Origin of the sequence: Pseudoalteromonas sp. NZS127 (assembly GCF_015864805.1) — a bacterium.
In the GTDB taxonomy this organism is placed as follows: domain Bacteria; phylum Pseudomonadota; class Gammaproteobacteria; order Enterobacterales; family Alteromonadaceae; genus Pseudoalteromonas; species Pseudoalteromonas nigrifaciens.
On the sequence record NZ_JADYWN010000009.1, the window covers coordinates 24,901 to 47,943 of the forward strand.

Here is a 23,043-nt window from a genome sequence, read left to right on the forward strand (position 1 = left end):
TTTAAACAGGTAAGTAAGCGGCGTAGCACTCACTTAAAACTAAGGCTTTATTTACACTGACCTTGTACTATATCGCTAATTGACTGCCAAACTCGTGCTGGCAATAATGCTTTAAGATGCATATAAGTTTCACATAATTGCACGCTGCCTATTAAGCCTGCATCACCATCAGTAATTAAAGACTGTGCGCGTAAATTATCAATAAAGCCGACCAGCACCTTTTTATCAAAAAACTCAGGGGTTTTAATCCCATGCAAAGTGCCTAAACGTTGTGCCAGCACTTGGCTTTCTCGCTCTAACTCCGCTTTTTCAATGCCGTTGCTAGTTTGTATAAAGCCAATCACAATTGCATAACGCTGCAATGTAAAGTTCAGTGCTTTACCTAACATATCCAATTTAGCCAAACAGTCGTTGGTATTGGTTATATGAATGTTATCGCCATCAAGTTCTATTAAGTTTTGATCGACAAAATTCGCCAAAATACGCGTAATGTAATCCTCATCTAGCTCTCGTAAATACCATTCTTTAGCAAACAGCGGATAAAACGCCGCAACTAGCTGCTGACACTTTGAAACTGTTGTGGTTTTTTCTCTAAACAAATGCAGTGCAATTAAACTTGGTACGGCAAAAAGATGTAAAATATTATTACGATAATAATTAAAGAGTGTTTTTTCTTTATCGTTAATCGCGATAATTTCGCCAAATTCATCACTTATCACATCAAACTTATTAAGCTTTAATGCATGCGTTAACAGTTGCTCTGGCGTTTCTTCTGGAGCTGTTACTTTATTACTGTAGCTGGCGTCGCGTTGTAAGCGTAAGTAAAAATCAAGTTGCGCTAAAAGCTTTGGCTTACTCAGTGCGTGCTTGTCGTTTACCAGTAAAATCATCGCTAATAAATTAACCGCATTAAGTGCCGCTGCATTGTTAATTTTAACCATAACTTGGTCGGCTAGGTTTGCTACTTGTGGGCCTAACCACTGCGGTTTTTGTACATCGGTAGGATGTATGTCGTCACGCCAATTGGGTTGGTTGTCATTTAAGTATTGGTTTATAGAAATAGGGTCACCAAAGTTTAAATAACCTCGGCCATAGTTTTTAAGGTTTTTAATCGCTTTAAAAATCCCAAAGATAGACTCACCTTTTTTATCATTTCCAGCGAGTTCTTTAAGGTAAGTGTTAATTTCCATAACGTGCTCGTAACCAATATATACCGGCACAATAGAAATAGGGCGGTCAATACCACGCAGCATTGCTTGCATGGTCATTGCTAACATACCCGTTTTAGGCGGTAATAAGCGCCCGGTGCGGCTACGTCCGCCTTCGGTATAAAATTTAACAGAGTAACCTTTAATAAATAACTGGCTTAAATATTCTTTAAATACCGCAGAGTAAAGCTTATTACCGGCAAATGAACGGCGAATAAAAAATGCGCCCGAGCGGCGAAAGATCCCGCCTGCCGGGAAAAAGTTAAGGTTAATACCCGCGGCTATATGTGGTGGTACTAAACCTTGATGATAAATAGCATAAGTAAGTAGTAAGTAATCCATATGGCTGCGATGGCACGGCATATAAATAATTTCGTGGCCTTTATTAGTTAGCTCATGAATTTGCTCTGTGTATTTTATATCTATACCGTTATATAGCTTATTCCACAGCCAAGTTAAAAAACGCTCAGCTACGCGTATCATCGCCTCTGAATAGTTAGCCGCTATTTCATTAAGTAACTTAACCGCATTTTGACGTGCTTGCGCTTGGCTAATGTTTTTAGCCTTTGCTTCGTCTTGTATGGCCTTTTTTATTGTTGGAGAGGCTAATAATGAGTTAAATAGCTGCTCGCGCGATGGCATTTTAGGGCCTGTTGCGGCAAGTTTTTGGCGGCGAAAGTGTACGCGGGCTACTCTTAATAGTTTTTGTGGTAGCTCGTTAACGTCCGCTTTTTCGTCTACTAAAAGTGATAAGTCGAGTGGTTGGCTAAAGCGGATAAAGTTATCTCGGCCAGAAAATAGCACCACAAATAACTTTCTAAACCAACTTGGTGTTAATGAGTGTGTTATGAGCGTGCTAAGTCCGGGCTTTTCTTTGCCGGGTGCTCGGCCCCATAAAATAGTAACAGGAATAACCTGCACATCTTTTTGACCACTACTTAATAAGTGGTCAATAATTTGTTTGCCTTGCGCCAGTGCATTAGTTGGCTTTGCTATATCACCAATTAATGGTGGTGGGTTTTCAATCCCTATAAAGCGGTCTAAGCGTTGTGTGCCTAATACTTGTTGTTCTCTAGGGTCGGGTAATCCATGGCGTTTACATACCCGAGCAAGCGCCGCTAAGTCAAAGCGAGAGTTTAGGCGCACAATATAAAAGGTAGGGTTTTTAGAGTTTAATTCATATTGTTCAGTCGGCTTTTCTGGCAGTACCTTACTTCTTACAAGTAAGCGGCTTACTCCAGCTGATAAAACATTTAAGCAATAATTTACAATACGCATCGACTCACCATATAGAGAGTAATTACCCATATAATTTGGGTATATAAAAGCAAAATTGGCGCATATGATAACATAAGATCTAAAAAAGCCTTTAATTTGCGTTGCCGATTAGTCAGTACGTTATGGCTTAATATATATGCATTACACCTGATTGTAGCTGCTCTATAATAGGTTGCAGTATATTTGAGCAACCAGCAGGCTGTAATTATTTACTAATTAGCTGTTGCATTTATCACCAATGTAATTATAATACGCAGGCTTTCAAAATTCCCAAGGGAACTTGAAAGGATAAATTAAGCTAGGATTTCTAGCTAATAAACAGGAGTTCCGATTTGGAACTCAACGTAGATATAATCTAACAACCGACATCTTAATATTTAAGATTGTTTCGGTCGTTTTTTTATGCTCTTTTAAATGCTCTTTATATTGAGGTTAAGAATGTCAAATCAACGCATTCGTATTCGCCTAAAAGCTTTTGACCACCGTTTGATTGACCAATCAACGGCGGAAATCGTGGAAACTGCGAAACGCACTGGCGCACAAGTACGTGGTCCAATTCCACTACCTACACGCTTTGAACGTTTTACTGTACTAACATCACCGCACGTTAATAAAGACGCGCGTGATCAGTACGAGATCCGCACCCATAAACGTCTGATCGACATCGTAGAACCAACTGACAAGACTGTAGACGCGCTTATGCGTTTAGATCTTGCTGCTGGTGTAGATGTTCAAATCAGCCTGGGTTAATCGGAAGATTAGAGAGGTTTTAGGAAAATGGCATTAGGTCTAGTCGGTCGTAAAGTGGGTATGACACGAATCTTCACTGAAGATGGTGTATCTATCCCTGTGACAGTTATTGAAGCGACACCTAACCGCATTGCTCAGATTAAATCTGAAGCAACAGACGGTTATAACGCGCTTCAAGTAACCGCAGGCACTAAAAAAGCAAGTCGTGTAAACAAAGCTTCAGCGGGTCATTTCGCTAAAGCTGGTGTTGAAGCGGGTCGCGGTCTGTGGGAATTCCGCCTAAATGGTGGTGAAGGCGATTTTGAAGTAGGCGCTGAGCTTACTGTTGAATTATTCAACGAAATCAACAAGGTTGACGTAACCGGTACTTCTAAAGGTAAAGGTTTCCAAGGTGGTGTTAAGCGCTGGAATTTCAGCATGCAAGACGCTACACATGGTAACTCTCTATCTCACCGTGCTCCTGGTTCAATCGGTCAAAACCAATCACCTGGTAAGGTGTTTAAAGGTAAGAAAATGGCCGGTCATATGGGTGCTGAGCGTGTAACGACTCAAAACTTAGAACTAGTTCGCGTTGACGCTGAGCGTAATTTGCTTTTAGTTAAAGGTGCAGTACCTGGCGCTATCGGCGGTGACGTTATCGTTAAACCAGCTGTTAAAGCATAAGTCCTGGAGATTTAGTGATGGAATTAGCAATTAAAGACGCTTCTGGCGGTCTTGAAGTTTCTGAAGCTACTTTTGGACGTGAGTTTAACGAAGCATTAGTACATCAAGTAGTTGTTGCATACGCAGCAGGTGCTCGTCAAGGTACTCGTGCTCAGAAGACACGTTCTGAAGTAAGCGGTGGTGGTAAAAAGCCATGGGCTCAAAAAGGTACTGGCCGAGCACGTGCTGGTACGATTCGTAGCCCAATTTGGCGTTCAGGTGGCGTTAGCTTTGCAGCTAAACCACAGGATCATAGCCAAAAAGTAAACCGTAAAATGTACCGCGGTGCGATCAAAAGCATCTTATCTGAATTAGTTCGTCAAGAGCGTTTAATCGTTGTTGAAAGTTTTGCTCTAGCAGCACCAAAAACTAAAGAACTAGTTGCTAAGCTTAAAGAACTTGAGCTTAAAGATGTTCTTATCGTGACTGAAGAAGTAGATGAAAATCTTTTCTTATCGGCACGTAACCTTTATAAGGTTGACACGCGTGATGTAGCTGGTATCGATCCTGTAAGCTTAATTGCTTTCGACAAGGTACTTATTACAGCCGCTGCTGTTAAGCAACTTGAGGAGGCGCTAGCATGATTCGCGAAGAACGTCTTTTAAAAGTGATCGTTGCTCCACATATCTCTGAAAAAAGCACTATTGCTGCTGAAGAAAACAATACTATTGTTTTTAAAGTAGCAAAAGATTCAACTAAAGCTGAAGTTAAAGCAGCAGTTGAGAAGCTTTTTGAAGTAGAAGTAACGGGTGTTCGCACACTTAACGTTAAGGGTAAAACAAAACGTACTGGCGCACGTTTCGGTCGTCGTAACGACTGGAAAAAAGCTTACGTTACTCTTAAAGAAGGTAGCGAGCTAGACTTTGTCGGCGGCGCCGAGTAATAAGGGGATAGAATTATGGCACTTCAAAAGTGTAAGCCTACTTCTGCGGGCCGTCGTCACTTAGTTAAAGTGGTTAACTCTGATTTACATAAGGGTAAGCCGTACGCACCACTATTAGAGAAAAACTCTAAATCAGGTGGTCGTAATAACAATGGTCGTATTACGGTTCGTCATATCGGTGGTGGTCATAAGCAACATTACCGTTTAATCGATTTTAAACGTACTAAAGATGGCATTCCAGCCACTGTTGAACGTTTAGAATACGATCCAAATCGTAGCGCAAACATCGCTCTTGTATTATATGCAGACGGTGAGCGTCGTTACATTATCGCACCAAAAGGCTTAAAAGCTGGCGATGCAATCCAGTCTGGTGTTGATGCACCAATCAAACCTGGTAATGCATTACCAATGCGTAATATGCCTGTAGGTTCGACTGTTCACAACGTAGAATTAAAACCAGGTAAAGGTGCTCAAATCGCACGTTCTGCTGGTGCATACGTTCAAATCCTTGCTCGTGATGGTCAGTATGTAACATTACGTCTTCGTTCAGGCGAAGTTCGTAAAGTTGAAGCTGATTGTCGTGCGACTCTAGGTGAAGTAGGCAATGCTGAGCATATGCTTCGTTCACTTGGTAAAGCAGGTGCAAATCGCTGGCGTGGTATCCGTCCGACAGTTCGTGGTGTTGCCATGAACCCGGTAGATCACCCACACGGTGGTGGTGAAGGTCGTACATCTGGTGGTCGTCATCCTGTGTCTCCATGGGGTAAGCCGACTAAAGGTGCTAAGACACGTAAGAACAAGCGTACTGATAAGTTTATCGTACGTCGTCGTACTAAATAATAGTTGAGGAATAGCCATGCCACGTTCTCTCAAGAAGGGTCCTTTTATAGACCTACACTTGCTGAAGAAGGTAGAGAAAGCGTTGGAAAGCGGAGACAAGAAGCCAATTAAAACTTGGAGCCGTCGTTCAATGATCATACCTAACATGATCGGATTGACCATCGCTGTCCATAATGGTCGTCAGCACGTTCCTGTGTTTATCACAGACGAAATGATCGGTCACAAACTAGGTGAATTTGCACCAACTCGCACTTACCGTGGCCATGCTGCGGATAAGAAAGCGAAGAAACGATAAGAGGGGAAGATAAATGCAAGCATTAGCTAAACATAAATTCGCCTCTGGTTCGGCGCAAAAAGCACGTCTAGTTGCAGATCAGATCCGCGGACTACCGGTTGATCGCGCACTAGAAATCCTGGCGTACAGCCCGAAAAAAGCGGCTGTATTAGTAAAGAAAGTACTTGAGTCTGCTATTGCTAACGCAGAGCATAACGAAGGTGCTGACATTGATGAGCTTCGTATAACAACGATCTTTGTGGACGATGGTCCTACAATGAAACGTATTATGCCACGTGCTAAAGGACGCGCAGACCGCATCCTTAAGCGTACAAGCCATATCACTGTTATGGTTTCAGATAGCTAGGAGATATAAGTAATGGGACAAAAAGTTCATCCTACTGGTATTCGCCTAGGTATATCTAAACCTTGGGTTTCTACCTGGTACGCGAGTTCAAAAGATTTCTCTGCACAGCTTTTTGGCGATCACAAAGTACGTACATTCCTTACAAAGGAATTGAAAACGGCTTCTGTGTCTAAAATCGTTATTGAGCGTCCAGCAAAATCAATCCGCGTAACAATCCACACGGCTCGTCCGGGTGTTGTTATCGGTAAAAAAGGCGAAGACGTAGAAAAATTACGTCAAGCGGTAACTAAAATCGCTGGTGTACCTGCTCAGATTAATATTTCTGAAGTACGTAAACCAGAACTAGATGCACAACTAGTAGCAGACGGCATTGCCTCTCAACTAGAACGTCGTGTTATGTTCCGTCGCGCTATGAAGCGTTCGGTACAAAATGCAATGCGCATCGGTTCTAAAGGGATTAAAGTTGAAGTTAGCGGTCGTCTTGGCGGCGCAGAAATCGCACGTACAGAGTGGTATCGTGAAGGTCGTGTACCTCTACATACTCTTCGTGCTGATATCGACTACGCAACTTCTGAGGCCTTAACCACTTATGGTATCATTGGTGTTAAAGTTTGGATCTTCAAAGGCGAAGTTATTGGTGGTTTACCACTAGTACAAGAGCAAGAGAAGCCAGCTAAACGCGCACCAAAGAAAGCCAAAAAAAGTGCTAAGTAGAGGTAGCGAGTAATGTTACAGCCAAAACGTACAAAATTCCGTAAAACGCACAAAGGTCGCAACCGTGGTCTAGCGCAAAACGGTAACAAAGTAAGCTTCGGTACTTTCGGTTTGAAAGCTACTGGCCGTGGCCGCATGACTGCTCGTCAAATCGAAGCAGCTCGTCGTGCCATGACGCGTCACGTGAAACGTCAAGGTAAAATCTGGATCCGTGTTTTCCCAGACAAGCCAATCACGAACAAACCGCTTGAAGTTCGTATGGGTAAAGGTAAAGGTTCTGTTGAGTATTGGGTTGCTGAAATTCAGCCTGGTAAAGTACTTTACGAAATGGAAGGTGTTTCAGAAGAGCTTGCTCGTGAAGCGTTTGACCTTGCTGCTCGTAAATTGCCATTCAAAACAACTTTCGTAACTCGGACGGTAATGTGATGAAAGCTAGCGAACTAAAAGATAAAAGCGTAGAAGAGCTTAATACTGAACTTCTAGGACTTCTTCGTGAGCAATTTAATATGCGCATGCAAGCAAGCACTGGTCAGTTAGCTCAGACACACACGCTAAGAACAGTACGCCGCGATATCGCGCGTGTAAAAACAGTTATTAACCAGAAGGCAGGTCAATAATGAGCGATAAAATTCGTACTCTTCAAGGCCGTGTAATTAGCGACAAGATGGAAAAATCTTTCACTATTGCTATCGCACGTTATGTGAAGCACCCAATTTATGGGAAATTCATTCGACGCACGACTAAGCTACACGTACATGACGAAAATAATGAAGTTCAGGCTGGTGACGTAGTTACTATCCGTGAATGTGCTCCAATTTCTAAGAGTAAATCTTGGACATTCGTAGCAGTTATTGAACGTCCAAAACAAGCTTAATTTTTAATTAAGTCTGTTTTATAAAAAGCCTCGGCATTTATTTGCTGGGGCTTTTTGTTTTTGGGGCTATCAGCCGCAAGCTTTCAGCGGTCAGCTGCTCGAAGTGAATTTGAGCGCCATAGCCTGAGTTGAGCGTTATGAAACCTGAGTGTAAAAAACACTACGGCAAGCTGGCATAAAAACAATAGCCTTTGCCACAGCAAAGGCTATTGTTTTTATGCGCAGACCGCTTACCAAATCATTTCGACAAACTCAGGGTGATCAACAAATGGGTTGCGATTGCCTTGATGTTCATAAGCGGCTTGGTTTCTATCTTGCTCTAATTGGCTAACAGGATCGTTGTTATGCCAGTTTAACAGCATAGCCACAACCCAGTTTTCAAATACTTGGGTGCTGGTGCCATTAAGTACCGCATTACTCGCCGTGGTATTATTTTGCCAAGTGCCAATCATATTTTCGTAGCGTGTTGCCATGTAAAAGTAAGCGCGGGCAAAGTCACCTTTAAACTCATCAATCGGCTCAAATACCGTGCCTGAGTAATTTAATGAACTCGTTGCTGTGCCTAACTTACTGCCATTGTTTGATGTGTAGCTAGGCGTTGCCACCTCACCAAAGGGGTAATTGCTACGCTTTGAATTAACATAACCATCGGTGGCAAAAATATGGTGTACGTCTGAATTCATCGGCTCAACGGTGCCGCCAAACCAGCTTTTAGGAAATGAATGCTCACGGTTATAACAATCGGCTTCACTATTATAATTGCCGCATTGATCAGTAATCGCTACGTAGTTATAGCTGTCTGCGCCGTTGGGGTTTTCAGAATAGCGGTCGAGTATTGAATTATCGTTTTCAAAATAGTTATCACGTGATGCACGGTCGTAAAAGTGCCAAATAGCAGCATAGCCCTGAGAATTATGGCCTTTAATAATATGATACAACTCAGTTTTTAGCGCATAGCCAGTTAACCCTTGGGTACTCGCATAATAGCCACTGGGCGGTGGGGTTTCACTAGCGCCTAAGGTAAACGCAGTGGCCTCTGAGCTTTGAAAGCTAGCTCCACTGGCCAGTGTCGTTTGCTCTACCGTTAATGCATAACTACCATTACCGACAGTACAGCAAATGCCATCGCCATAACTATCAAAAATAGTAAAGGTATAATCGCCATCCACTAAGCATGTTTGCTCATTATAATGGCTGTTGGCAGCATAGCCACCGCCCGTAGCCACTATCACACTTTGACTATTGGTGATCTGCCAACTGGTTTCATCACCATAGTTATCGGTGGTCAGGTTTAAAGTTACGGTGTTGTCACTGCAGCTAGGCGGTGATACCGGGTCGCCCGCTGACGGTGAAAAGCTATCTACATAAACGCTTTCATTGCCATCAAAACCGCTTACATCATAGAAGCGCAGACCAACAGTAATTTTGCCAGTACTGGGGGCGGTGTACGAATAACTGAGTTGTTGCCATTGGTTCAACAGCGTAGGGTTTGAATAATCGTGATATCCATCGGCCACCAGGCGAGCCTTCAAACCGCCTTCGGTGTGATACACCCAGCTAGAAAATAAGTAGCTTTTTCCTGCCTCCACAGCAACTTGTTGCAGCAGGTCGGTGTTACTTTGGGTAGCCGTGGTTACGACCACCTTTGCCGCCAGTGCGCCGGAGTTTACTTGCGTATTGTCTGCGGCAAGGGTGATGCCGGAGTCTATTGTGCTCCAACCATCGGGTTGACTGCCCGACCAGTTTTCAAAATCACCATTAGCAATAGTCGCTATGCTTGGTAGCGTAGTGAACAATAATGCACTGGCAAGTAAGTATTTTTTGTATGTCCCGTATGACATGATTTTTCCTTATAGATGCGCTTAAAGTATGGGCGGAGCTACTATAACGTACCATTATATTGTTGCAGTAATGTTAATTTCAGTGCGGAAGGAAAATCATAAAATTGGATGAGTTTGTTAGATCAAGACTTTATGCAAAATTATCTTAGCCTTGCAGCAAAGGTGTGCAAGTAGCCATTATTTTTAAACTATTTTTTACTGTTTTTGGTTAAGTTAATAACTAAATAGAATATCAAAGTTGATTCTGTTCTTTTTTTAACTCTGCATTGCCCGCTATCCTACAAGCTCAGTAAACCTCAACAGATTCTCTCTGGGTGAGGTAAAACTCATTTTGAACGACGTATAACAGTACGTTGTGTTTAACTTTTAGGGTTACGGGGAATTGATTCATGTTGCTAGGTCAACTAAACGCTGCGGCAAGTCCGCTATCGCAAGAGCAAGTACAAAAGCTGCAAGGTTTAGTGGCTGAGCTTAATCCAATTCAACAAGCATGGGTTAGTGGCTATCTTGCTGCAAATGCTAATACGGCGGCCTTAGGCGGTGCTATGAGCGTAGCTCCAAGTGCTGGTGAGGCAGTTGCATTAACTATTTTATATGGCTCGCAAACAGGTAATGCAAAGGGTGTAGCTGCTAAGTTAAAAGCACAAGCAGAGTCACGCGGTTTAGCCGTAAAGCTAGTGAACATGGCCGATTACAAACCAACTGCACTAAAAAAAGAAAAGTTTATAACTGTGGTTGTTGCAACTTCCGGCGAAGGTGAGCCACCAGAAGATGCAGAGGCTTTGCACGAATTTTTAACCACTAAAAAAGCGCCTAAGTTAGACGGAGTGAAAGTAGCCGTGATTGGCTTAGGGGATTCGAGCTATGAATTTTTTTGCCAAACAGCAAAAGACTTTGAGCAGCGGTTAAATAAACTCGGCGCAGAAACAATTTATCAACGCGCCGATTTAGATGTAGATTACGATGACGAAGCGGCAACTTGGATCACTGGCGCATTGGATGCCTTTGAACCCGATTTAAAAGCACAGCAAGGTAGCTCAGGTGGTCAAGTTATTGCAATGCCGTTTGCTGGGTCAACTACTGTGGCAAATCAATATACTAAACAAAACCCGTTTGCCGCAGAGTTAGGTTTAGTGCAAAAAATTACAGGTCGCGACTCAACTAAAGATGTCCGCCACGTAGAAATTTCGCTTGAAGGCTCAGACATTAGTTATATACCAGGTGATTCATTAGGCGTGTATTTTTTAAATGACGAGGCTCGTGTTGATGAGTTGCTTACACACACGCAAATTGATGCAGCTAGTTTAGTAAAAGTTGCAGATGAACAGCTAAGTATTCGCGATGCACTGATTGAAAAACTTGAATTAACGCAGTCGTACCCTGGCTTTGTGGAAAAATATGCAATAGCTACAGGCACACCACAACTATTAAAACTGGTTGAAGATAAAGCGGCAATGCATGAATACATTGAACCACGCCAAATATTTGATGTAGTTGCACAAAACCCGGCTAAGCTTGACGCGCAAACACTCGTCGATTGCCTGCGTAAATTACAAGCACGTTTATATTCAATTGCCTCTAGCCAAAGCGAGGTTGAAGACGAGGTACATTTAACCGTGGCATTGGTTGAATTTAATGCCTTTGGCAGTGAGCATTTAGGCGGTTGTTCGGGCTATTTAGCGCGCCGTGCTGAGGAAGGCTGTAAAGTTAAGGTATTTAGTGAGCATAACGATAATTTCCGTTTACCAACGAATGATGAAACACCAATAATTATGGTTGGACCTGGTACGGGAATAGCACCGTTTCGCGCCTTTTTACAAGAGCGTGATGCGCGCGGCGCATCAGGTAAAAACTGGCTGTTTTTTGGCAATCCACATTTTACTCAAGACTTTTTATACCAAGTTGAAATTCAAGGTTACTTAAAGTCGGGTTTACTAAGCAAAGTAGATGTTGCATTTAGTCGCGATCAAGCCGAAAAAGTGTATGTGCAAGACAAGTTACGTAGTAACAGCAAAGCTATTTTTGAGTGGCTTGAAGCCGGCGCACATTTTTATGTGTGTGGCGACGCTAACCATATGGCAAAAGATGTACACCAAACATTACTCGAAATTATTAAAGAAAATACCGGTAAGAGCGATGAAGATGCTCAGCAGTATTTAAAAGATTTACGCAGCGCAAACCGCTATCAGAAAGACGTTTACTAAAATTAAATATTTAAAGCAGCCGTCACTGTCACTAATTTAGGATTAAACATGAGCGAACAAGATAAAAACGTAAAGCTTTCTGATAACGAGCGTATGAAACGAGAAAGTAATTTTTTACGTGGCACTATAGCAACAGATTTAAAGGATGAGATCACCGGTGGTTTTACCGCTGATAACTTCCAGTTAATTCGGTTTCACGGTATGTACCAGCAAGATGACCGCGATATTCGTGGTGAGCGTGCTAAGCAAAAGCTTGAGCCATTACACAACGTAATGTTACGTGCGCGTATGCCTGGCGGTATTATTAAGCCTGAGCAATGGTTAGCCATTGATAAATTTGCAGAAGAAAAAACCAGTTATGGCAGTATCCGTTTAACTACGCGTCAAACGTTTCAGTTTCACGGTGTATTAAAGCCTAACATTAAAGGCATGCATCAATTACTGGATAGCGTTGGAATTGACTCTATTGCTACCGCAGGCGATGTTAATCGAAATGTGTTGTGTACTACTAATCCGGTTGAGTCAGAGTTGCATCAAGAAGCGTATGAGTGGGCTGCAAAAATTTCAGAGCACCTATTACCAAAAACTAAGGCTTACGCCGAAATTTGGCTGAATGGTGAAAAAGCAGAAACCACAGAAGAGCCAATTTTAGGTTCTAATTACTTACCGCGTAAGTTTAAAACAACGGTAACAATTCCGCCGAATAATGAAGTGGATGTGCACGCCAACGATTTAAACTTTGTAGCTATTGCCGATAACGGTAAATTAATTGGCTTTAATGTGCTTGTAGGTGGTGGCCTTGCCATGACACATGGCGATACAGCAACCTACCCACGTAAAGCAGACGACTTTGGTTTTATTCCACTAGAACATACGTTAAAAATTGCGGAGCATGTGGTATCGGTACAGCGCGATTGGGGTAATCGTTCAAATCGTAAAAATGCTAAAACAAAATATACATTAGACCGAGTAGGCGTTGATGTATTTAAAGCGGAAGTAGAGAAACGCGCTGGTGTTGAGTTTGCCGCAAGTCGTCCTTATAAATTTACTCACCGAGGCGATCGTATAGGTTGGGTTGAAGGTATAGATGGCAAGCATCACCTAACATTATTTATTCAAAGTGGGCGTATTTTAGATTATCCAAACAAACCACTAAAAACAGGCTGTCGTAAAATAGCAGAAGTTCACCAAGGTGACATGCGCATGACGGCAAACCAAAACTTAATTATTGCTGGTGTAGCTGCAGATCAAAAAGCCGTGATTGAAGAAATTGCCCGTAACCACGGTTTAATTGACGATAAAGATACCGAGCAACGTAAAAACTCCATGGCGTGTGTGGCACTGCCAACATGCCCGTTAGCCATGGCTGAGGCTGAGCGCTATTTACCTAGCTTGGTTGAAAAAATAGAAGCACTACTAGCCAAGCATGGTGTGCCGAATGACAGTATTATTATGCGCGTAGTGGGTTGCCCCAATGGCTGTGGCCGTGCCATGTTAGCTGAAGCGGGATTGGTTGGGAAAGGTCCGGGTAAATATAATGTGTATTTAGGCGGTAACCTTGAAGGCACGCGTATTCCTAAATTATATTTAGAAAATGTGGGTGAAGACGTGTATTTAGCTGCTTTTGATGAATTAATTGGGCAATGGGTTAATGAGCGTAATGACGGTGAATGTTTTGGTGACTTTGTGATCCGCAAAGGCATTGTTGCTGAAGTTAAAGTATCGGTTACCGATTTTCACGCATAATAATAAGCCAGTGCAACACACTGGCTAAGGTTTGGAATTTACCATGAGTGAATTTAAAAATATTTTACAGTTAGATAAACAAAGCCAAACTAGCATGCTAGCAGACGCCAATGGCATACTGAAAAACATGAGCGCTGAACAGCGCGTACAATGGGCACTTGAAAATTTACCTGAGACACATTTTTTATCATCGAGTTTTGGTATTCAAGCCGCCGTAATGTTGCACTTAATAACATCACAACAGCCAGATATTCCGGTGGTATTAACAGATACAGGCTATTTGTTTCCACAAACATATCAATTTATTGAGCAAATGACGGCGCGTTTATCACTCAATTTAAAAGTGTATAAATCAGAACTGAGCCCTGCTTGGCAAGAAGCTAAATTTGGTAAGTTATGGGAGCAAGGAGAGGCCGGAATTAAGCAGTACAATCAGCTTAATAAAGTTGAGCCGATGACTCGCGCCTTAAAAGAAATTAATGCTGGTACGTGGTTTAGTGGCCTGCGTCGCGACCAAGCATCAAGCCGTGCTGATAAGCAAGTAATTGAAATTAGCCGTGGTACAGTAAAAGTTTACCCAATTATTGAGTGGACAAACCGCGATGTATATCAGTATTTAACTAAGCATAACTTGCCGTACCATCCTCTTTGGGAAGAAGGCTATGTGTCTATGGGAGACATACATACTACACGTAAGCTAGAGCCCGGTATGACCGAAGAGGAAACTCGCTTTTTTGGTTTAAACCGAGAGTGTGGTTTGCACATTGATGGTGATGGTATTTAATATTATTGATTACCTAACTCAATACTTAAAAAAACGCAGCCTTGGCTGCGTTTTTTACTTACACAAAAGGATTGCCTGATTGATTACTTTTTATTAGACTTGGCCGAATAAAGGATTAATTTTAAGCAGGAAGGCTATGAAATACTTTACCTATTTAGCAGTGTCAGTAATGATTATTGCTGTTATTTCTCTGTTTTATTTAAAAAAGCCAAACGGAGAAACATGGCTTAGTACATCTGTTGTGAGCAACCAATCTCAGCAAATTAAAGATAAAATAATCTCGCTTACTAGTAACACGTTTGAGCAAGCCGTTAATAGCGTGTCGAATACATCCTCAACAACCCGCAGTAAAATATTTAAGTGGCAAGATCAGCAAGGCCAGTGGCACTTTTCAGATACACCTCACCCTAATGGGAAAAGTGTTGAAGTAAAACTAGATCCTAAAGATATTAACGTGGTAGTTGCCCAAGATACGGCTATTTTATCGGGCAGTTCCAAATCTTCAGCAGTAAGTAGCACTTCAGCTACACCTACAGTTTATGATCCAGTATCAATTAAAAAGGTGTTTGATGACGCTGAAAAAGCAAAACAAAAATTAGAGCAACGTACTAAACAATTAAATGATTTAAACAGTTTTTAATTATTTGGGTTTATGGCTATGCGCTTTTAAATAACGCTTTTCTGCTTCCATAAGTAAAATAGTTAAATAAATTTTAGTGGGTAACGATAATAATACGCCAATAGCAATGCAGGCTGCCGCTATAATTATGCCGTTAATACCATGCTGGCTAGTAAAGTAGCTTGATACAATTAACGCATGACCAGTCACAATTAGGCATAACCCAAGTACAATTGATATTTTAAGTAGCCTAATAATTATAATTTGTGACATAACGCCCTCACTAATAGTCATACTAGTGTAGAGTGTTTTTAAAGCATTACCTTGATTTATCGCAACAGACGCGCATAAAAAAGCCTAACTAAATTGTTAGGCTATGATTAAATTTTAGGCGTAAGTTTATGCTGCTATTAGTTAATCGAGCATATTACGAAGTACATACTGTAAAATGCCACCGTGTTTGTAGTAATCCCACTCTTTTGGCGTATCAATACGTACATCGGCACTAAAGCTTACTTTTTTACCTTCACTATTAGTTGCAATAACGCTAACTTCCTTGGTTTTATCAAACAAGCCTTCAATATCAAACTGCTCTTGGCCGGTTAAACCTAGCGACTCATGACTTTCGCCATCTTTAAACTGTAGTGGTAAAACTCCCATACCAATAAGGTTAGATCGATGAATACGCTCATAGCTTTGTGCTATTACAGCTTTAACGCCTAACAGGAGCGAGCCTTTAGCCGCCCAGTCACGAGATGAGCCGGTACCATATTCTTTACCAGCTAAAATAACCAATGGCGTATCGTTCTTTTGATATTCCATGGCTGCATCATAAATACTGGCAAGCTCATCATCAGGTTGCGTGCGAGTAACACCGCCTTCAGTACCAGGTGCAAGTAGGTTTTTAAGTCTAATATTAGCAAATGTACCGCGCATCATTACTTCGTGGTTACCACGACGCGAACCATAGGAGTTAAACTGCGCTTGTCCTACTTTGTTATCTTGTAAATATAACCCTGCTGGTGAGTCTGCTTTAATCGCACCGGCTGGCGAAATATGATCCGTAGTAACCGAGTCACCTAGTTTTGCTAAACAACGTGCGCCGGTAATGGTTGGAATACCCGGAGGCTCAATACTCATCCCATCAAAAAAGGGTGCTTTTTTAATATAAGTTGATGCATCATCCCAATCGTAAAGTTTACCATCAGGTATTTGAATTTTTTGCCAACGGCTATCGCCTTCGTATACGTTAGCATAACTTTTTTCGAACATTTCTCTGGTTACCGTTTCCTTAACTAAATCGCTTACTTCTTTAACACTTGGCCAAATGTTTTTAAGGTAAATATCGTTACCGTTAGCATCTTGTGCAAGTGGTTCGTTATATACGTCAATATCGGTTCTGCCCGCAATGGCGTAAGCTACAACAAGCGGAGGAGATGCTAAAAAGTTCATTTTTACATCTTGGTGAATACGCCCTTCAAAGTTACGGTTACCCGATAAAATAGAGCTCACAACCAGTTTGTGCTTTTGAATAGCATCTGAAATTTCAGGAGCCAGTGGGCCTGAGTTACCAATACACGTGGTACAACCATAGCCAACTAAGTTAAAGCCTAGGCTTTCTAAATCGTCCATTAGCCCTGCTTTTTCTAAGTAGTCAGTAACGACCTTAGAGCCAGGAGCAAGCGATGTTTTAACCCAAGGTTTTACATTAATCCCTAATTGCTTGGCTTTTTTAGCAACTAAACCAGCCGCTAAAATAACACTGGGGTTAGAGGTATTTGTACAACTAGTAATTGCGGCAATAACACAGGCACCATCGTTTAGTTCAAACTCTTGGCCCTTAAAGTTTACTTTAGCTGCCCCTATAAACGGTGCTTCATTGCTTGACTCGTCAGGGTTAGTTGCAGGGCCTTCGCTTTCGATACGCGCTTGCTGTGTATCACTGCTGCTAATTTTTGCTAAACGCTCTTCTTGAAACTCTTTTAAATGTTGGCTAATTGCTTCACCCGCTTTATCAAGCGATATTCTATCTTGTGGGCGTTTAGGGCCAGCAAGGCTTGGTACTACGTCATCTAATATCAGTTCAAGTTTATCGGTGTAATTAGCTTCATCGCCATCGTTGCGCCATAAGCCTTGATGCTTAGCATAATCTTCAATAAGTTTAAGCTGTTTTTCATCGCGGTTGGTTAAACGCAGGTAGTTAATGGTTTCGTCATCAATCGGGAAAATACCACATGTAGCACCATATTCTGGCGCCATGTTGGCAATTGTTGCTCTATCGGCAAGTGGTAAGTCGGCAAGGCCATCACCATAAAACTCTACAAATTTACCTACTACACCATGGTTACGTAGCATTTCGGTAACGGTAAGTACTAAGTCGGTAGCTGTGGTGCCCTCTGGTAAACGGCCGTTTAATTTAACCCCTACAACCTGAGGTATTAATAAACTAATAGGTTGGCCAAGCATGGCGGCTTCGGCTTCAATGCCGCCTACGCCCCAACCAAGTACGCCTAAGCCGTTAATCATAGTGGTGTGCGAATCGGTACCCACTAAGGTGTCTGGGTACGCATACTTTTGGCCATTGCGTTCATCGTTAAAAACAACGCGGGCTAAGTACTCTAAATTTACTTGGTGCACAATGCCAGTTGCCGGAGGCACAACTTTTAAGTTATCGAAGGCGGTTTGGCCCCAACGTAAAAATTCATAACGCTCTTTATTACGGTCATATTCAAGCTTGGCGTTTAAGTCAAACGCACCTTCATTACCATAACCATCTACTTGCACAGAGTGGTCAATAACAAGTTCAGCAGGAGAAAGCGGGTTAATTTTTGCAGGATCGCCGCCTAATTTTTCCATCGCATCGCGCATTGCCGCTAAATCGACAATGGCAGGTACACCGGTAAAGTCTTGCATCACAACACGGGCAGGCGTAAACGCTACTTCAGCAGAGGGTTTAGCTTGAGGGTCCCAATCTAATAGGGCTTGAATGTCTTGTTCTTTAATGTTTTCGCCGTCTTCGTTACGAAGTAGGTTCTCGAGTAGTATTTTTAAAGAAAAAGGTAAGCGTTTGGCTTTGTCGCCAAGGCCTTTAAGAGAGTGAATATGAAACTGCTCACCATTAACGGTAAGTTGCTGTTGGGTTTTGAAACTATTATTCATTATTTGCCCCTTTGTTATTAGATAAGTGCTATGTAGAGTGACCTTTTATAGTTTGTGAATTGCAAAGTGTATACCAAGATAAAAACAGTGTTTAAAGTGTGATTTTTAAACAGCCATTACAATAGAGATGATGCTGAAAGTTTTTAATTCAAGGGAGCCAGTTAGACTTACCCAAAAGATATTTTTAATTTGCATACAACCAGCCTTGCTGTTTGCCCTTAAAGCTAACGTAAAGTAGTAATATGGCAATTACTACCACCAGCAGTGGCATAAATACCGCGCTAGAACCCATTATTTTAACGCTGTTAATAACAATAAAGTTGTAATACTGTTGGATTAAAATAGCCATTAACGACACGGTAAATACGGGCAGTGCAAATGACTTTTTAGCGAGTAATAAAACACTGCCAAGCGTGCCGCCAAATACTGCAATAGCAAATGCAATGGTTGACCAAACGGGAATGTTAGAATATGCAGCTTGCTGATCTATAGGAAGTTTGCTAATTACTTCGGGTGTCATCAGCATTTGTAGTGCAAAGGCAATAACGCCACATAAGTTCCATATAAGCGCTACCCATGCGAGTGGTTTTAACCACTTAGGAGGGGGATGTGCAAGCATTTAATTACCTTACTTTTTGTTATAGTTAGTGAGGTAATTAAAGATCAAAAAAACCAACTATACAAGTTGGCTCGTTTTATAAATAAAAATCAAAAAAAGACTATAATTTAACCGAATGAAATAGGGCGACGACCGGTTTTTTCATCTACTTTAGGTTTTTTAGTGCGCTTACGTTTATTTTTTGCAGGCTGACTCACCGGTTGCGGTGCTGCTTGGCTTGGCTCGGATTGCGGCTGCTCGGCAGGTCGCTCTACCGGTGTTGCATCTTCACTTAACGCTAGTTGAAAAAGCTCGCCATCAAACTCTAGTATGTCGCCACTGTATAGTTTTTTCCGTTTAATTGTACAAATTTCATGGTTAACACCCACATAACCTTCAGCAATTAAGTTTTTTGCTTGGCCGCCGCCTTCCACTAAATTTAGTACTTTTAATAATTTACACAGCTCAATCGGCTCTTCTTCTAATTCAATTTCTATATATTCTTCGTTCATGTTTGCTCTCGGTGGGGTAACGCATTAACGCTAGTATAAAGTGAAGTCACTATTTTTGCATCAAAGTGCGTATACAAATCTAACCATGGTTTTCTATGTGTTCGCTCAACTTAGCAATACGTAAGCTCATACCTTCTATTATTCGATCTTTAATTTTTTCGCGTATTACATTGGGTAAGCGAGTAAGGGAATCAGAGGTAATAGCAAGCACAATTGCATCTGTTTTAGCGCGTGCGCTAATGCTGCGTGCACGGTTATTAATAAAAGCGCCTTCACCTATAAACTCCCCGGGGCGTATAGTACCGAGCTCTAATAAATGGTTGTGCTTAAACACTATTAATGCACCGCTAAGTACTATAAATAGGCGCTTATCGTTGTCGTGCTGTTTAAATAAAAATGAATTTTCGCGCACTAAATACAATAAACCAAACGACTCTAAAAGTATTTGGCGCTCGTTAAGGCTAAATTCTTTAAAAAACCCTAAACGGTTGATAATTTCCATCTGTTTAAATAGCGGAATGTTCTCTATTAACTTCATTAATTACCTAAGAGTTATTACGCGCAAAACTAATTAATGTTGCGCTCTTTTAATTTACGGGTCAATGTATTGCGTCCCCAGCCTATTTTTATAGCGGCTTCTTGTTTGTGGCCTGCGCAATTGGCGAGTGCTGCTTTTATTAAGCGGGTTTCGAGTTGCGCTTGAATATTAGGCCAAATATTTTCCTTACCTTGTTTAAGTTCCTGATTAAGCCATAACTGGAAGGCATCTAACCAATCGCCTTCTTCTTGAGTTAGTGAGGCATTAATAATTTCAGGTGGCAAGTCTTGCTCGCTAACAAGCTCACCAGGAGCCATAACCGTAAGCCAACGGCAGGTGTTTTCTAATTGGCGTACGTTACCGGGCCAACTGAACAAGCGTAGCTGCTCAATTGCTTTAAGGCTAAGAATTTTACTTTCTACTTGCAGATCTTTAGCGCTTTTATGTAAAAAGTGCAGTGCTAGACGCTCAATGTCTTCGGTACGCTCCCTGAGGGCAGGTAAGCGCAGGCGCACTACATTTAAGCGATGAAATAAGTCATCCCTAAACTTGCCTTGTTTTACGAGCTCCTCAAGGTTTTGATGGGTTGCAGCAATAATACGCACATCTACTTTTATGCTTTTATGCCCGCCAACACGGTAAAACTCTCCATCAGATAATACCCGTAGTAGTCGAGTTTGTACGTCGAGGGGCATATCACCAATTTCATCTAAAAATAGGGTGCCGCCATTGGCTTGTTCAAAACGGCCTTTTCGTACGCTATCTGCACCAGTAAAAGCCCCTTTTTCATGGCCGAATAATTCTGACTCAACCAGCTCTTTAGGAATTGCGGCCATATTTAGCGCAATAAATTGGTTTTCTTTACGCGGGCTATGGTTGTGCAGGGCGCTGGCAACAAGCTCTTTCCCCGTTCCTGATTCACCATTAATAAGTACACTCATGCTTGAAGCTGCAAGCTTACCTATGGCCCTAAATACTTCTTGCATGGCAGGTGCTTCGCCAATTATATGCGCGCTTTTAGGGGGCGTGAGTTTACGTTTAACTTTTTTTGTAGAATTAGCTCTATAGGCGCTTTCAACTAGGGCAACCGCTTCGTTTAAATCAAAAGGTTTGGCTAAATATTCAAAAGCCCCTTTTTGAAAAGCATTTACGGCGGAATCGAGATCTGAATGTGCGGTAATAATAATAACCGGTAAGCCGGGCACTTGCTCAGCTATTAGCTCCAGCAGTGCCATGCCGTCCATTCCGGGCATTCTTACATCGGAGATCAGCACGCTCGGTTGGCTAAATTTTAATGCATTAAGCACACTTTGTGCTTCAGCAAAGCTTTGTACTGTAAAACCTGCGCGAGTAAGCGCTTTTTCTAATACAAAACGAATAGAGGCATCGTCATCTACAAGCCAAACTGTTTTCATGCGTACTCCAAGGCGTTAATCTGCAAGAGGCAGATAAATATTAAATTCGGTGTGACCAGGCCAGCTATCGCACTCAATATAACCATTGTGTTGATCAATTAATGTTTGCGCTATAGAAAGTCCCAATCCAGAGCCGCCATCTTTATTGGTGATCATCGGATAAAACAAAGTATCGCGTACACTAATATCAATCCCTGGGCCATTATCGAGCACTTGAATTAACAAGGCTTTTTTTGGTGCCTTACCGGGCCTACGGTGCTGATAGTTAATTCGGGTTTTAATTTTTATTTCCCCACCATTAACTAATGCCTGCTGGGCATTACGCACAATATTAAGTACCACTTGTTGCACTTTACTTTGGTCAATATAGACATCAGGAATACTCGGGTCGTAATCTTTTACCAAGCGAATATTGTCACTATTATCTAGGGTACTTAATTTGATCACCGACTCTAAAGTTTGATGTATATTGCCATAAGACTTTTGCGGTAATTGGTTAGGCCCAAGTAGTCTATCTACTAACTCACGCAGTCGGTCGGCTTGCTCAATAATAAGCTCGGCACATTCATTTCTTTCTTGCTGGTCTACCTCGTACTGCAATAACTGCGCCGCTCCGCGAATTCCCCCTAAAGGGTTTTTAATTTCGTGTGCTAAACCTCGAATTAAATTACGTGCGGCTTGGTATTGATGCATTTGGTTTGATGCTTGATCAAATTTAATTTCATCATCGGTTTGCCGACATTCTAATAAAATATAAAGCGCACCTTGGTATTTTATTTGTTTTGAACTGACCGCTAATTTAGCATGGCGAGAATCAACAAATACCACGTCAGCCCTATGCTGGTGGCAATCTACGCCATCAATTAAAGAGTATTGCGCTATGCGTTTTAAATCGATTGAGTGGTAGTTAAATAAATCATCAAAAGATTGCCCTAATAAACGCTTAGTGCCTAAACCAAGCAGCTCACTGGTACTGGTATTAGCATAAATAAGCGTAAAGCTTTCGTTTAAAAGCATCACGGCTGTGGTTTGATTTTGCCATATGGCATTGAGTAGCTCAGGGCTAAAGTGTGTGTTATTAAGCATTGTTGCACCATTTTAGTGCGCCTGTGTTTTCAGGCAAGTAATTTAATGAAATTGCACTGCAATTGCAATTGCTATTTTTAATATGAATTAGGTGGGAGTTAATTACCTAAGCTTAAGCCTTTTCTGTGCATAAAAAACACACTTAATGGGCTTATCGCAATAACTTGGTTTTGTTTGTTGTACAGCTTAACTTGCAGAGTGTGCTCACCACGCTCTACATCTCTTAAAGCAAAGGTTGAGGTATCACTTGCTGCGCCATAGGCTTTACCATCAAGCAATAGCTGTATTGTAAAGTCGTTTTCAAAGCGGGGGGTAATGCGAGCAGATACATACACAGAGCCGGTATTTTCACGAATAGTTTGTTTGTGCTCAGGCGATGCAATACCAATACTAAATGCAACTGGCTGCACTTTAGTTTGGCTATTTAAAATATCAGTATTTGTTGCAGGCATGGTTAAATCTTGGCTGGTGAGTTTTATCTCTTTGGCGCCAATATGAGGGGTATCTGAAAACACCAATACGCCATTTTTATCTTTCCATGCGTAAATTTTTTTTTCACCAGCGTAACTACAAACACTTAATAATGAAGTAATTAGTAGTAATAAAATCTTGCTACTCACTCTGCAACCCTGCATTTTTTACATTAACTTT

General features: G+C 41.7%; 25 protein-coding genes. 15 read left to right on the forward strand and 10 right to left on the reverse strand.

From position 1 onward, the window contains the following. Positions 1 to 47: 47 nt before the first annotated feature. Complete coding sequence (gene plsB / locus I6E78_RS09925; protein ID WP_197182390.1) at positions 48 to 2,486, reverse strand: glycerol-3-phosphate 1-O-acyltransferase PlsB; 2,439 nt, start codon at positions 2,484 to 2,486, stop codon at positions 48 to 50. 438 nt (positions 2,487 to 2,924) lie between these two features. On the opposite strand from plsB, the gene rpsJ reads away from it, so the two are divergent. The 11 genes from rpsJ to rpsQ are packed head-to-tail and all read left to right on the forward strand — an operon-like array spanning position 2,925 to position 7,890. Beyond that, complete coding sequence (gene rpsJ / locus I6E78_RS09930) at positions 2,925 to 3,236, forward strand: 30S ribosomal protein S10 (RefSeq protein WP_002957900.1); 312 nt, start codon at positions 2,925 to 2,927, stop codon at positions 3,234 to 3,236. Positions 3,237 to 3,263: 27 nt separating this feature from the next. After that, complete coding sequence (rplC, locus tag I6E78_RS09935; RefSeq protein WP_011326865.1) at positions 3,264 to 3,899, forward strand: 50S ribosomal protein L3; 636 nt, start codon at positions 3,264 to 3,266, stop codon at positions 3,897 to 3,899. Positions 3,900 to 3,916: 17 nt separating this feature from the next. After that, positions 3,917 to 4,522, forward strand: a complete 606-nt coding sequence (gene rplD / locus I6E78_RS09940) for a 50S ribosomal protein L4 (RefSeq protein ID WP_002957897.1) — start codon at positions 3,917 to 3,919, stop codon at positions 4,520 to 4,522. Next, entirely contained in the window at positions 4,519 to 4,821 is a 303-nt protein-coding gene (gene rplW / locus I6E78_RS09945) for a 50S ribosomal protein L23 (protein WP_011326866.1), read from the forward strand. The genes rplD and rplW overlap by 4 nt, the downstream gene beginning before the upstream one ends. 15 nt (positions 4,822 to 4,836) lie before the next feature. Then, the gene (rplB, locus tag I6E78_RS09950; RefSeq protein WP_011326867.1) at positions 4,837 to 5,661 is read left to right on the forward strand and encodes a 50S ribosomal protein L2; all 825 of its coding nucleotides are present in this window, start codon (positions 4,837 to 4,839) and stop codon (positions 5,659 to 5,661) included. Between the two features lie 16 nt (positions 5,662 to 5,677). Beyond that, complete coding sequence (gene rpsS / locus I6E78_RS09955) at positions 5,678 to 5,956, forward strand: 30S ribosomal protein S19 (RefSeq protein WP_010376377.1); 279 nt, start codon at positions 5,678 to 5,680, stop codon at positions 5,954 to 5,956. A gap of 13 nt (positions 5,957 to 5,969) precedes the next feature. Next, on the forward strand, positions 5,970 to 6,302 hold the full coding sequence (gene rplV / locus I6E78_RS09960) for a 50S ribosomal protein L22 (RefSeq protein ID WP_002957892.1): 333 nt from the start codon (positions 5,970 to 5,972) through the stop codon (positions 6,300 to 6,302). A 12-nt stretch (positions 6,303 to 6,314) separates the two neighbouring features. Next, entirely contained in the window at positions 6,315 to 7,016 is a 702-nt protein-coding gene (gene rpsC, locus I6E78_RS09965) for a 30S ribosomal protein S3 (protein ID WP_011326869.1), read from the forward strand. 12 nt (positions 7,017 to 7,028) lie between these two features. After that, positions 7,029 to 7,442 carry a 50S ribosomal protein L16 gene (gene rplP, locus I6E78_RS09970; RefSeq protein WP_011326870.1) on the forward strand — a complete coding sequence of 138 codons (414 nt, stop codon included), beginning with the start codon at positions 7,029 to 7,031 and terminating at the stop codon, positions 7,440 to 7,442. Continuing rightward, positions 7,442 to 7,633 (forward strand): 50S ribosomal protein L29, encoded by a 192-nt coding sequence (gene rpmC, locus I6E78_RS09975; protein WP_011326871.1) that lies wholly within the window; start codon positions 7,442 to 7,444, stop codon positions 7,631 to 7,633. Before rplP ends, rpmC begins: the two co-directional genes overlap by 1 nt. Beyond that, a complete protein-coding gene (gene rpsQ / locus I6E78_RS09980; RefSeq protein ID WP_011326872.1) occupies positions 7,633 to 7,890 on the forward strand; it encodes a 30S ribosomal protein S17 in 258 nt (85 codons plus the stop codon). Before rpmC ends, rpsQ begins: the two co-directional genes overlap by 1 nt. Before the next feature lie 230 nt (positions 7,891 to 8,120). Here the strand turns inward: rpsQ and I6E78_RS09985 are convergent, their stop codons facing one another. Further along, positions 8,121 to 9,731, reverse strand: coding sequence for an endonuclease (locus I6E78_RS09985; protein WP_197182391.1), 1,611 nt, complete (start codon positions 9,729 to 9,731; stop codon positions 8,121 to 8,123). Between the two features lie 389 nt (positions 9,732 to 10,120). On the opposite strand from I6E78_RS09985, the gene I6E78_RS09990 reads away from it, so the two are divergent. From I6E78_RS09990 to I6E78_RS10005, 4 genes are all read left to right on the forward strand, one after another. Then, on the forward strand, positions 10,121 to 11,935 hold the full coding sequence (locus I6E78_RS09990; RefSeq protein ID WP_197182392.1) for an assimilatory sulfite reductase (NADPH) flavoprotein subunit: 1,815 nt from the start codon (positions 10,121 to 10,123) through the stop codon (positions 11,933 to 11,935). A 48-nt stretch (positions 11,936 to 11,983) separates the two neighbouring features. Then, entirely contained in the window at positions 11,984 to 13,681 is a 1,698-nt protein-coding gene (gene cysI, locus I6E78_RS09995) for an assimilatory sulfite reductase (NADPH) hemoprotein subunit (RefSeq protein WP_197182393.1), read from the forward strand. 43 nt (positions 13,682 to 13,724) lie between these two features. Further along, a complete protein-coding gene (locus I6E78_RS10000) occupies positions 13,725 to 14,465 on the forward strand; it encodes a phosphoadenylyl-sulfate reductase (RefSeq protein ID WP_058372320.1) in 741 nt (246 codons plus the stop codon). Between the two features lie 136 nt (positions 14,466 to 14,601). Further along, positions 14,602 to 15,105 (forward strand): DUF4124 domain-containing protein, encoded by a 504-nt coding sequence (locus I6E78_RS10005; protein WP_197182394.1) that lies wholly within the window; start codon positions 14,602 to 14,604, stop codon positions 15,103 to 15,105. Here I6E78_RS10005 and I6E78_RS10010 read toward each other — a convergent pair whose 3' ends face one another. The 8 genes from I6E78_RS10010 to I6E78_RS10045 form a co-directional block, all read right to left on the reverse strand. After that, positions 15,106 to 15,357, reverse strand: a complete 252-nt coding sequence (locus I6E78_RS10010; protein WP_197182395.1) for a hypothetical protein — start codon at positions 15,355 to 15,357, stop codon at positions 15,106 to 15,108. A gap of 141 nt (positions 15,358 to 15,498) precedes the next feature. Continuing rightward, positions 15,499 to 18,243: an aconitate hydratase AcnA gene (gene acnA, locus I6E78_RS10015; protein WP_197182396.1), complete on the reverse strand. Its 2,745-nt coding sequence runs from the start codon at positions 18,241 to 18,243 to the stop codon at positions 15,499 to 15,501. 184 nt (positions 18,244 to 18,427) lie between these two features. Continuing rightward, positions 18,428 to 18,862, reverse strand: a complete 435-nt coding sequence (locus I6E78_RS10020; protein WP_197182397.1) for a hypothetical protein — start codon at positions 18,860 to 18,862, stop codon at positions 18,428 to 18,430. 107 nt (positions 18,863 to 18,969) lie between these two features. Continuing rightward, the gene (locus I6E78_RS10025; RefSeq protein ID WP_197182398.1) at positions 18,970 to 19,353 is read right to left on the reverse strand and encodes an RNA-binding S4 domain-containing protein; all 384 of its coding nucleotides are present in this window, start codon (positions 19,351 to 19,353) and stop codon (positions 18,970 to 18,972) included. A gap of 79 nt (positions 19,354 to 19,432) precedes the next feature. Then, complete coding sequence (locus I6E78_RS10030) at positions 19,433 to 19,891, reverse strand: Crp/Fnr family transcriptional regulator (protein WP_197182399.1); 459 nt, start codon at positions 19,889 to 19,891, stop codon at positions 19,433 to 19,435. Between the two features lie 29 nt (positions 19,892 to 19,920). Further along, a complete protein-coding gene (gene ntrC, locus I6E78_RS10035) occupies positions 19,921 to 21,306 on the reverse strand; it encodes a nitrogen regulation protein NR(I) (RefSeq protein WP_058372325.1) in 1,386 nt (461 codons plus the stop codon). Between the two features lie 15 nt (positions 21,307 to 21,321). Further along, entirely contained in the window at positions 21,322 to 22,392 is a 1,071-nt protein-coding gene (gene glnL, locus I6E78_RS10040) for a nitrogen regulation protein NR(II) (RefSeq protein ID WP_058372326.1), read from the reverse strand. A gap of 98 nt (positions 22,393 to 22,490) precedes the next feature. Beyond that, positions 22,491 to 23,012, reverse strand: a complete 522-nt coding sequence (locus tag I6E78_RS10045) for a DUF4124 domain-containing protein (RefSeq protein ID WP_099046594.1) — start codon at positions 23,010 to 23,012, stop codon at positions 22,491 to 22,493. Positions 23,013 to 23,043: the final 31 nt, after the last annotated feature.

What these genes read in the sequence shown, in the direction of transcription:
- plsB (WP_197182390.1), bottom strand. Translation starts at nt 2,486, where the DNA reads ATGCGTATTGTAAATTATTGCTTAAATGTTTTATCAGCTGGAGTAAGC.
- rpsJ (WP_002957900.1), top strand. Translation starts at nt 2,925, where the DNA reads ATGTCAAATCAACGCATTCGTATTCGCCTAAAAGCTTTTGACCACCGT.
- rplC (WP_011326865.1), top strand. Translation starts at nt 3,264, where the DNA reads ATGGCATTAGGTCTAGTCGGTCGTAAAGTGGGTATGACACGAATCTTC.
- rplD (WP_002957897.1), top strand. Translation starts at nt 3,917, where the DNA reads ATGGAATTAGCAATTAAAGACGCTTCTGGCGGTCTTGAAGTTTCTGAA.
- rplW (WP_011326866.1), top strand. Translation starts at nt 4,519, where the DNA reads ATGATTCGCGAAGAACGTCTTTTAAAAGTGATCGTTGCTCCACATATC.
- rplB (WP_011326867.1), top strand. Translation starts at nt 4,837, where the DNA reads ATGGCACTTCAAAAGTGTAAGCCTACTTCTGCGGGCCGTCGTCACTTA.
- rpsS (WP_010376377.1), top strand. Translation starts at nt 5,678, where the DNA reads ATGCCACGTTCTCTCAAGAAGGGTCCTTTTATAGACCTACACTTGCTG.
- rplV (WP_002957892.1), top strand. Translation starts at nt 5,970, where the DNA reads ATGCAAGCATTAGCTAAACATAAATTCGCCTCTGGTTCGGCGCAAAAA.
- rpsC (WP_011326869.1), top strand. Translation starts at nt 6,315, where the DNA reads ATGGGACAAAAAGTTCATCCTACTGGTATTCGCCTAGGTATATCTAAA.
- rplP (WP_011326870.1), top strand. Translation starts at nt 7,029, where the DNA reads ATGTTACAGCCAAAACGTACAAAATTCCGTAAAACGCACAAAGGTCGC.
- rpmC (WP_011326871.1), top strand. Translation starts at nt 7,442, where the DNA reads ATGAAAGCTAGCGAACTAAAAGATAAAAGCGTAGAAGAGCTTAATACT.
- rpsQ (WP_011326872.1), top strand. Translation starts at nt 7,633, where the DNA reads ATGAGCGATAAAATTCGTACTCTTCAAGGCCGTGTAATTAGCGACAAG.
- I6E78_RS09985 (WP_197182391.1), bottom strand. Translation starts at nt 9,731, where the DNA reads ATGTCATACGGGACATACAAAAAATACTTACTTGCCAGTGCATTATTG.
- I6E78_RS09990 (WP_197182392.1), top strand. Translation starts at nt 10,121, where the DNA reads ATGTTGCTAGGTCAACTAAACGCTGCGGCAAGTCCGCTATCGCAAGAG.
- cysI (WP_197182393.1), top strand. Translation starts at nt 11,984, where the DNA reads ATGAGCGAACAAGATAAAAACGTAAAGCTTTCTGATAACGAGCGTATG.
- I6E78_RS10000 (WP_058372320.1), top strand. Translation starts at nt 13,725, where the DNA reads ATGAGTGAATTTAAAAATATTTTACAGTTAGATAAACAAAGCCAAACT.
- I6E78_RS10005 (WP_197182394.1), top strand. Translation starts at nt 14,602, where the DNA reads ATGAAATACTTTACCTATTTAGCAGTGTCAGTAATGATTATTGCTGTT.
- I6E78_RS10010 (WP_197182395.1), bottom strand. Translation starts at nt 15,357, where the DNA reads ATGTCACAAATTATAATTATTAGGCTACTTAAAATATCAATTGTACTT.
- acnA (WP_197182396.1), bottom strand. Translation starts at nt 18,243, where the DNA reads ATGAATAATAGTTTCAAAACCCAACAGCAACTTACCGTTAATGGTGAG.
- I6E78_RS10020 (WP_197182397.1), bottom strand. Translation starts at nt 18,862, where the DNA reads ATGCTTGCACATCCCCCTCCTAAGTGGTTAAAACCACTCGCATGGGTA.
- I6E78_RS10025 (WP_197182398.1), bottom strand. Translation starts at nt 19,353, where the DNA reads ATGAACGAAGAATATATAGAAATTGAATTAGAAGAAGAGCCGATTGAG.
- I6E78_RS10030 (WP_197182399.1), bottom strand. Translation starts at nt 19,891, where the DNA reads ATGAAGTTAATAGAGAACATTCCGCTATTTAAACAGATGGAAATTATC.
- ntrC (WP_058372325.1), bottom strand. Translation starts at nt 21,306, where the DNA reads ATGAAAACAGTTTGGCTTGTAGATGACGATGCCTCTATTCGTTTTGTA.
- glnL (WP_058372326.1), bottom strand. Translation starts at nt 22,392, where the DNA reads ATGCTTAATAACACACACTTTAGCCCTGAGCTACTCAATGCCATATGG.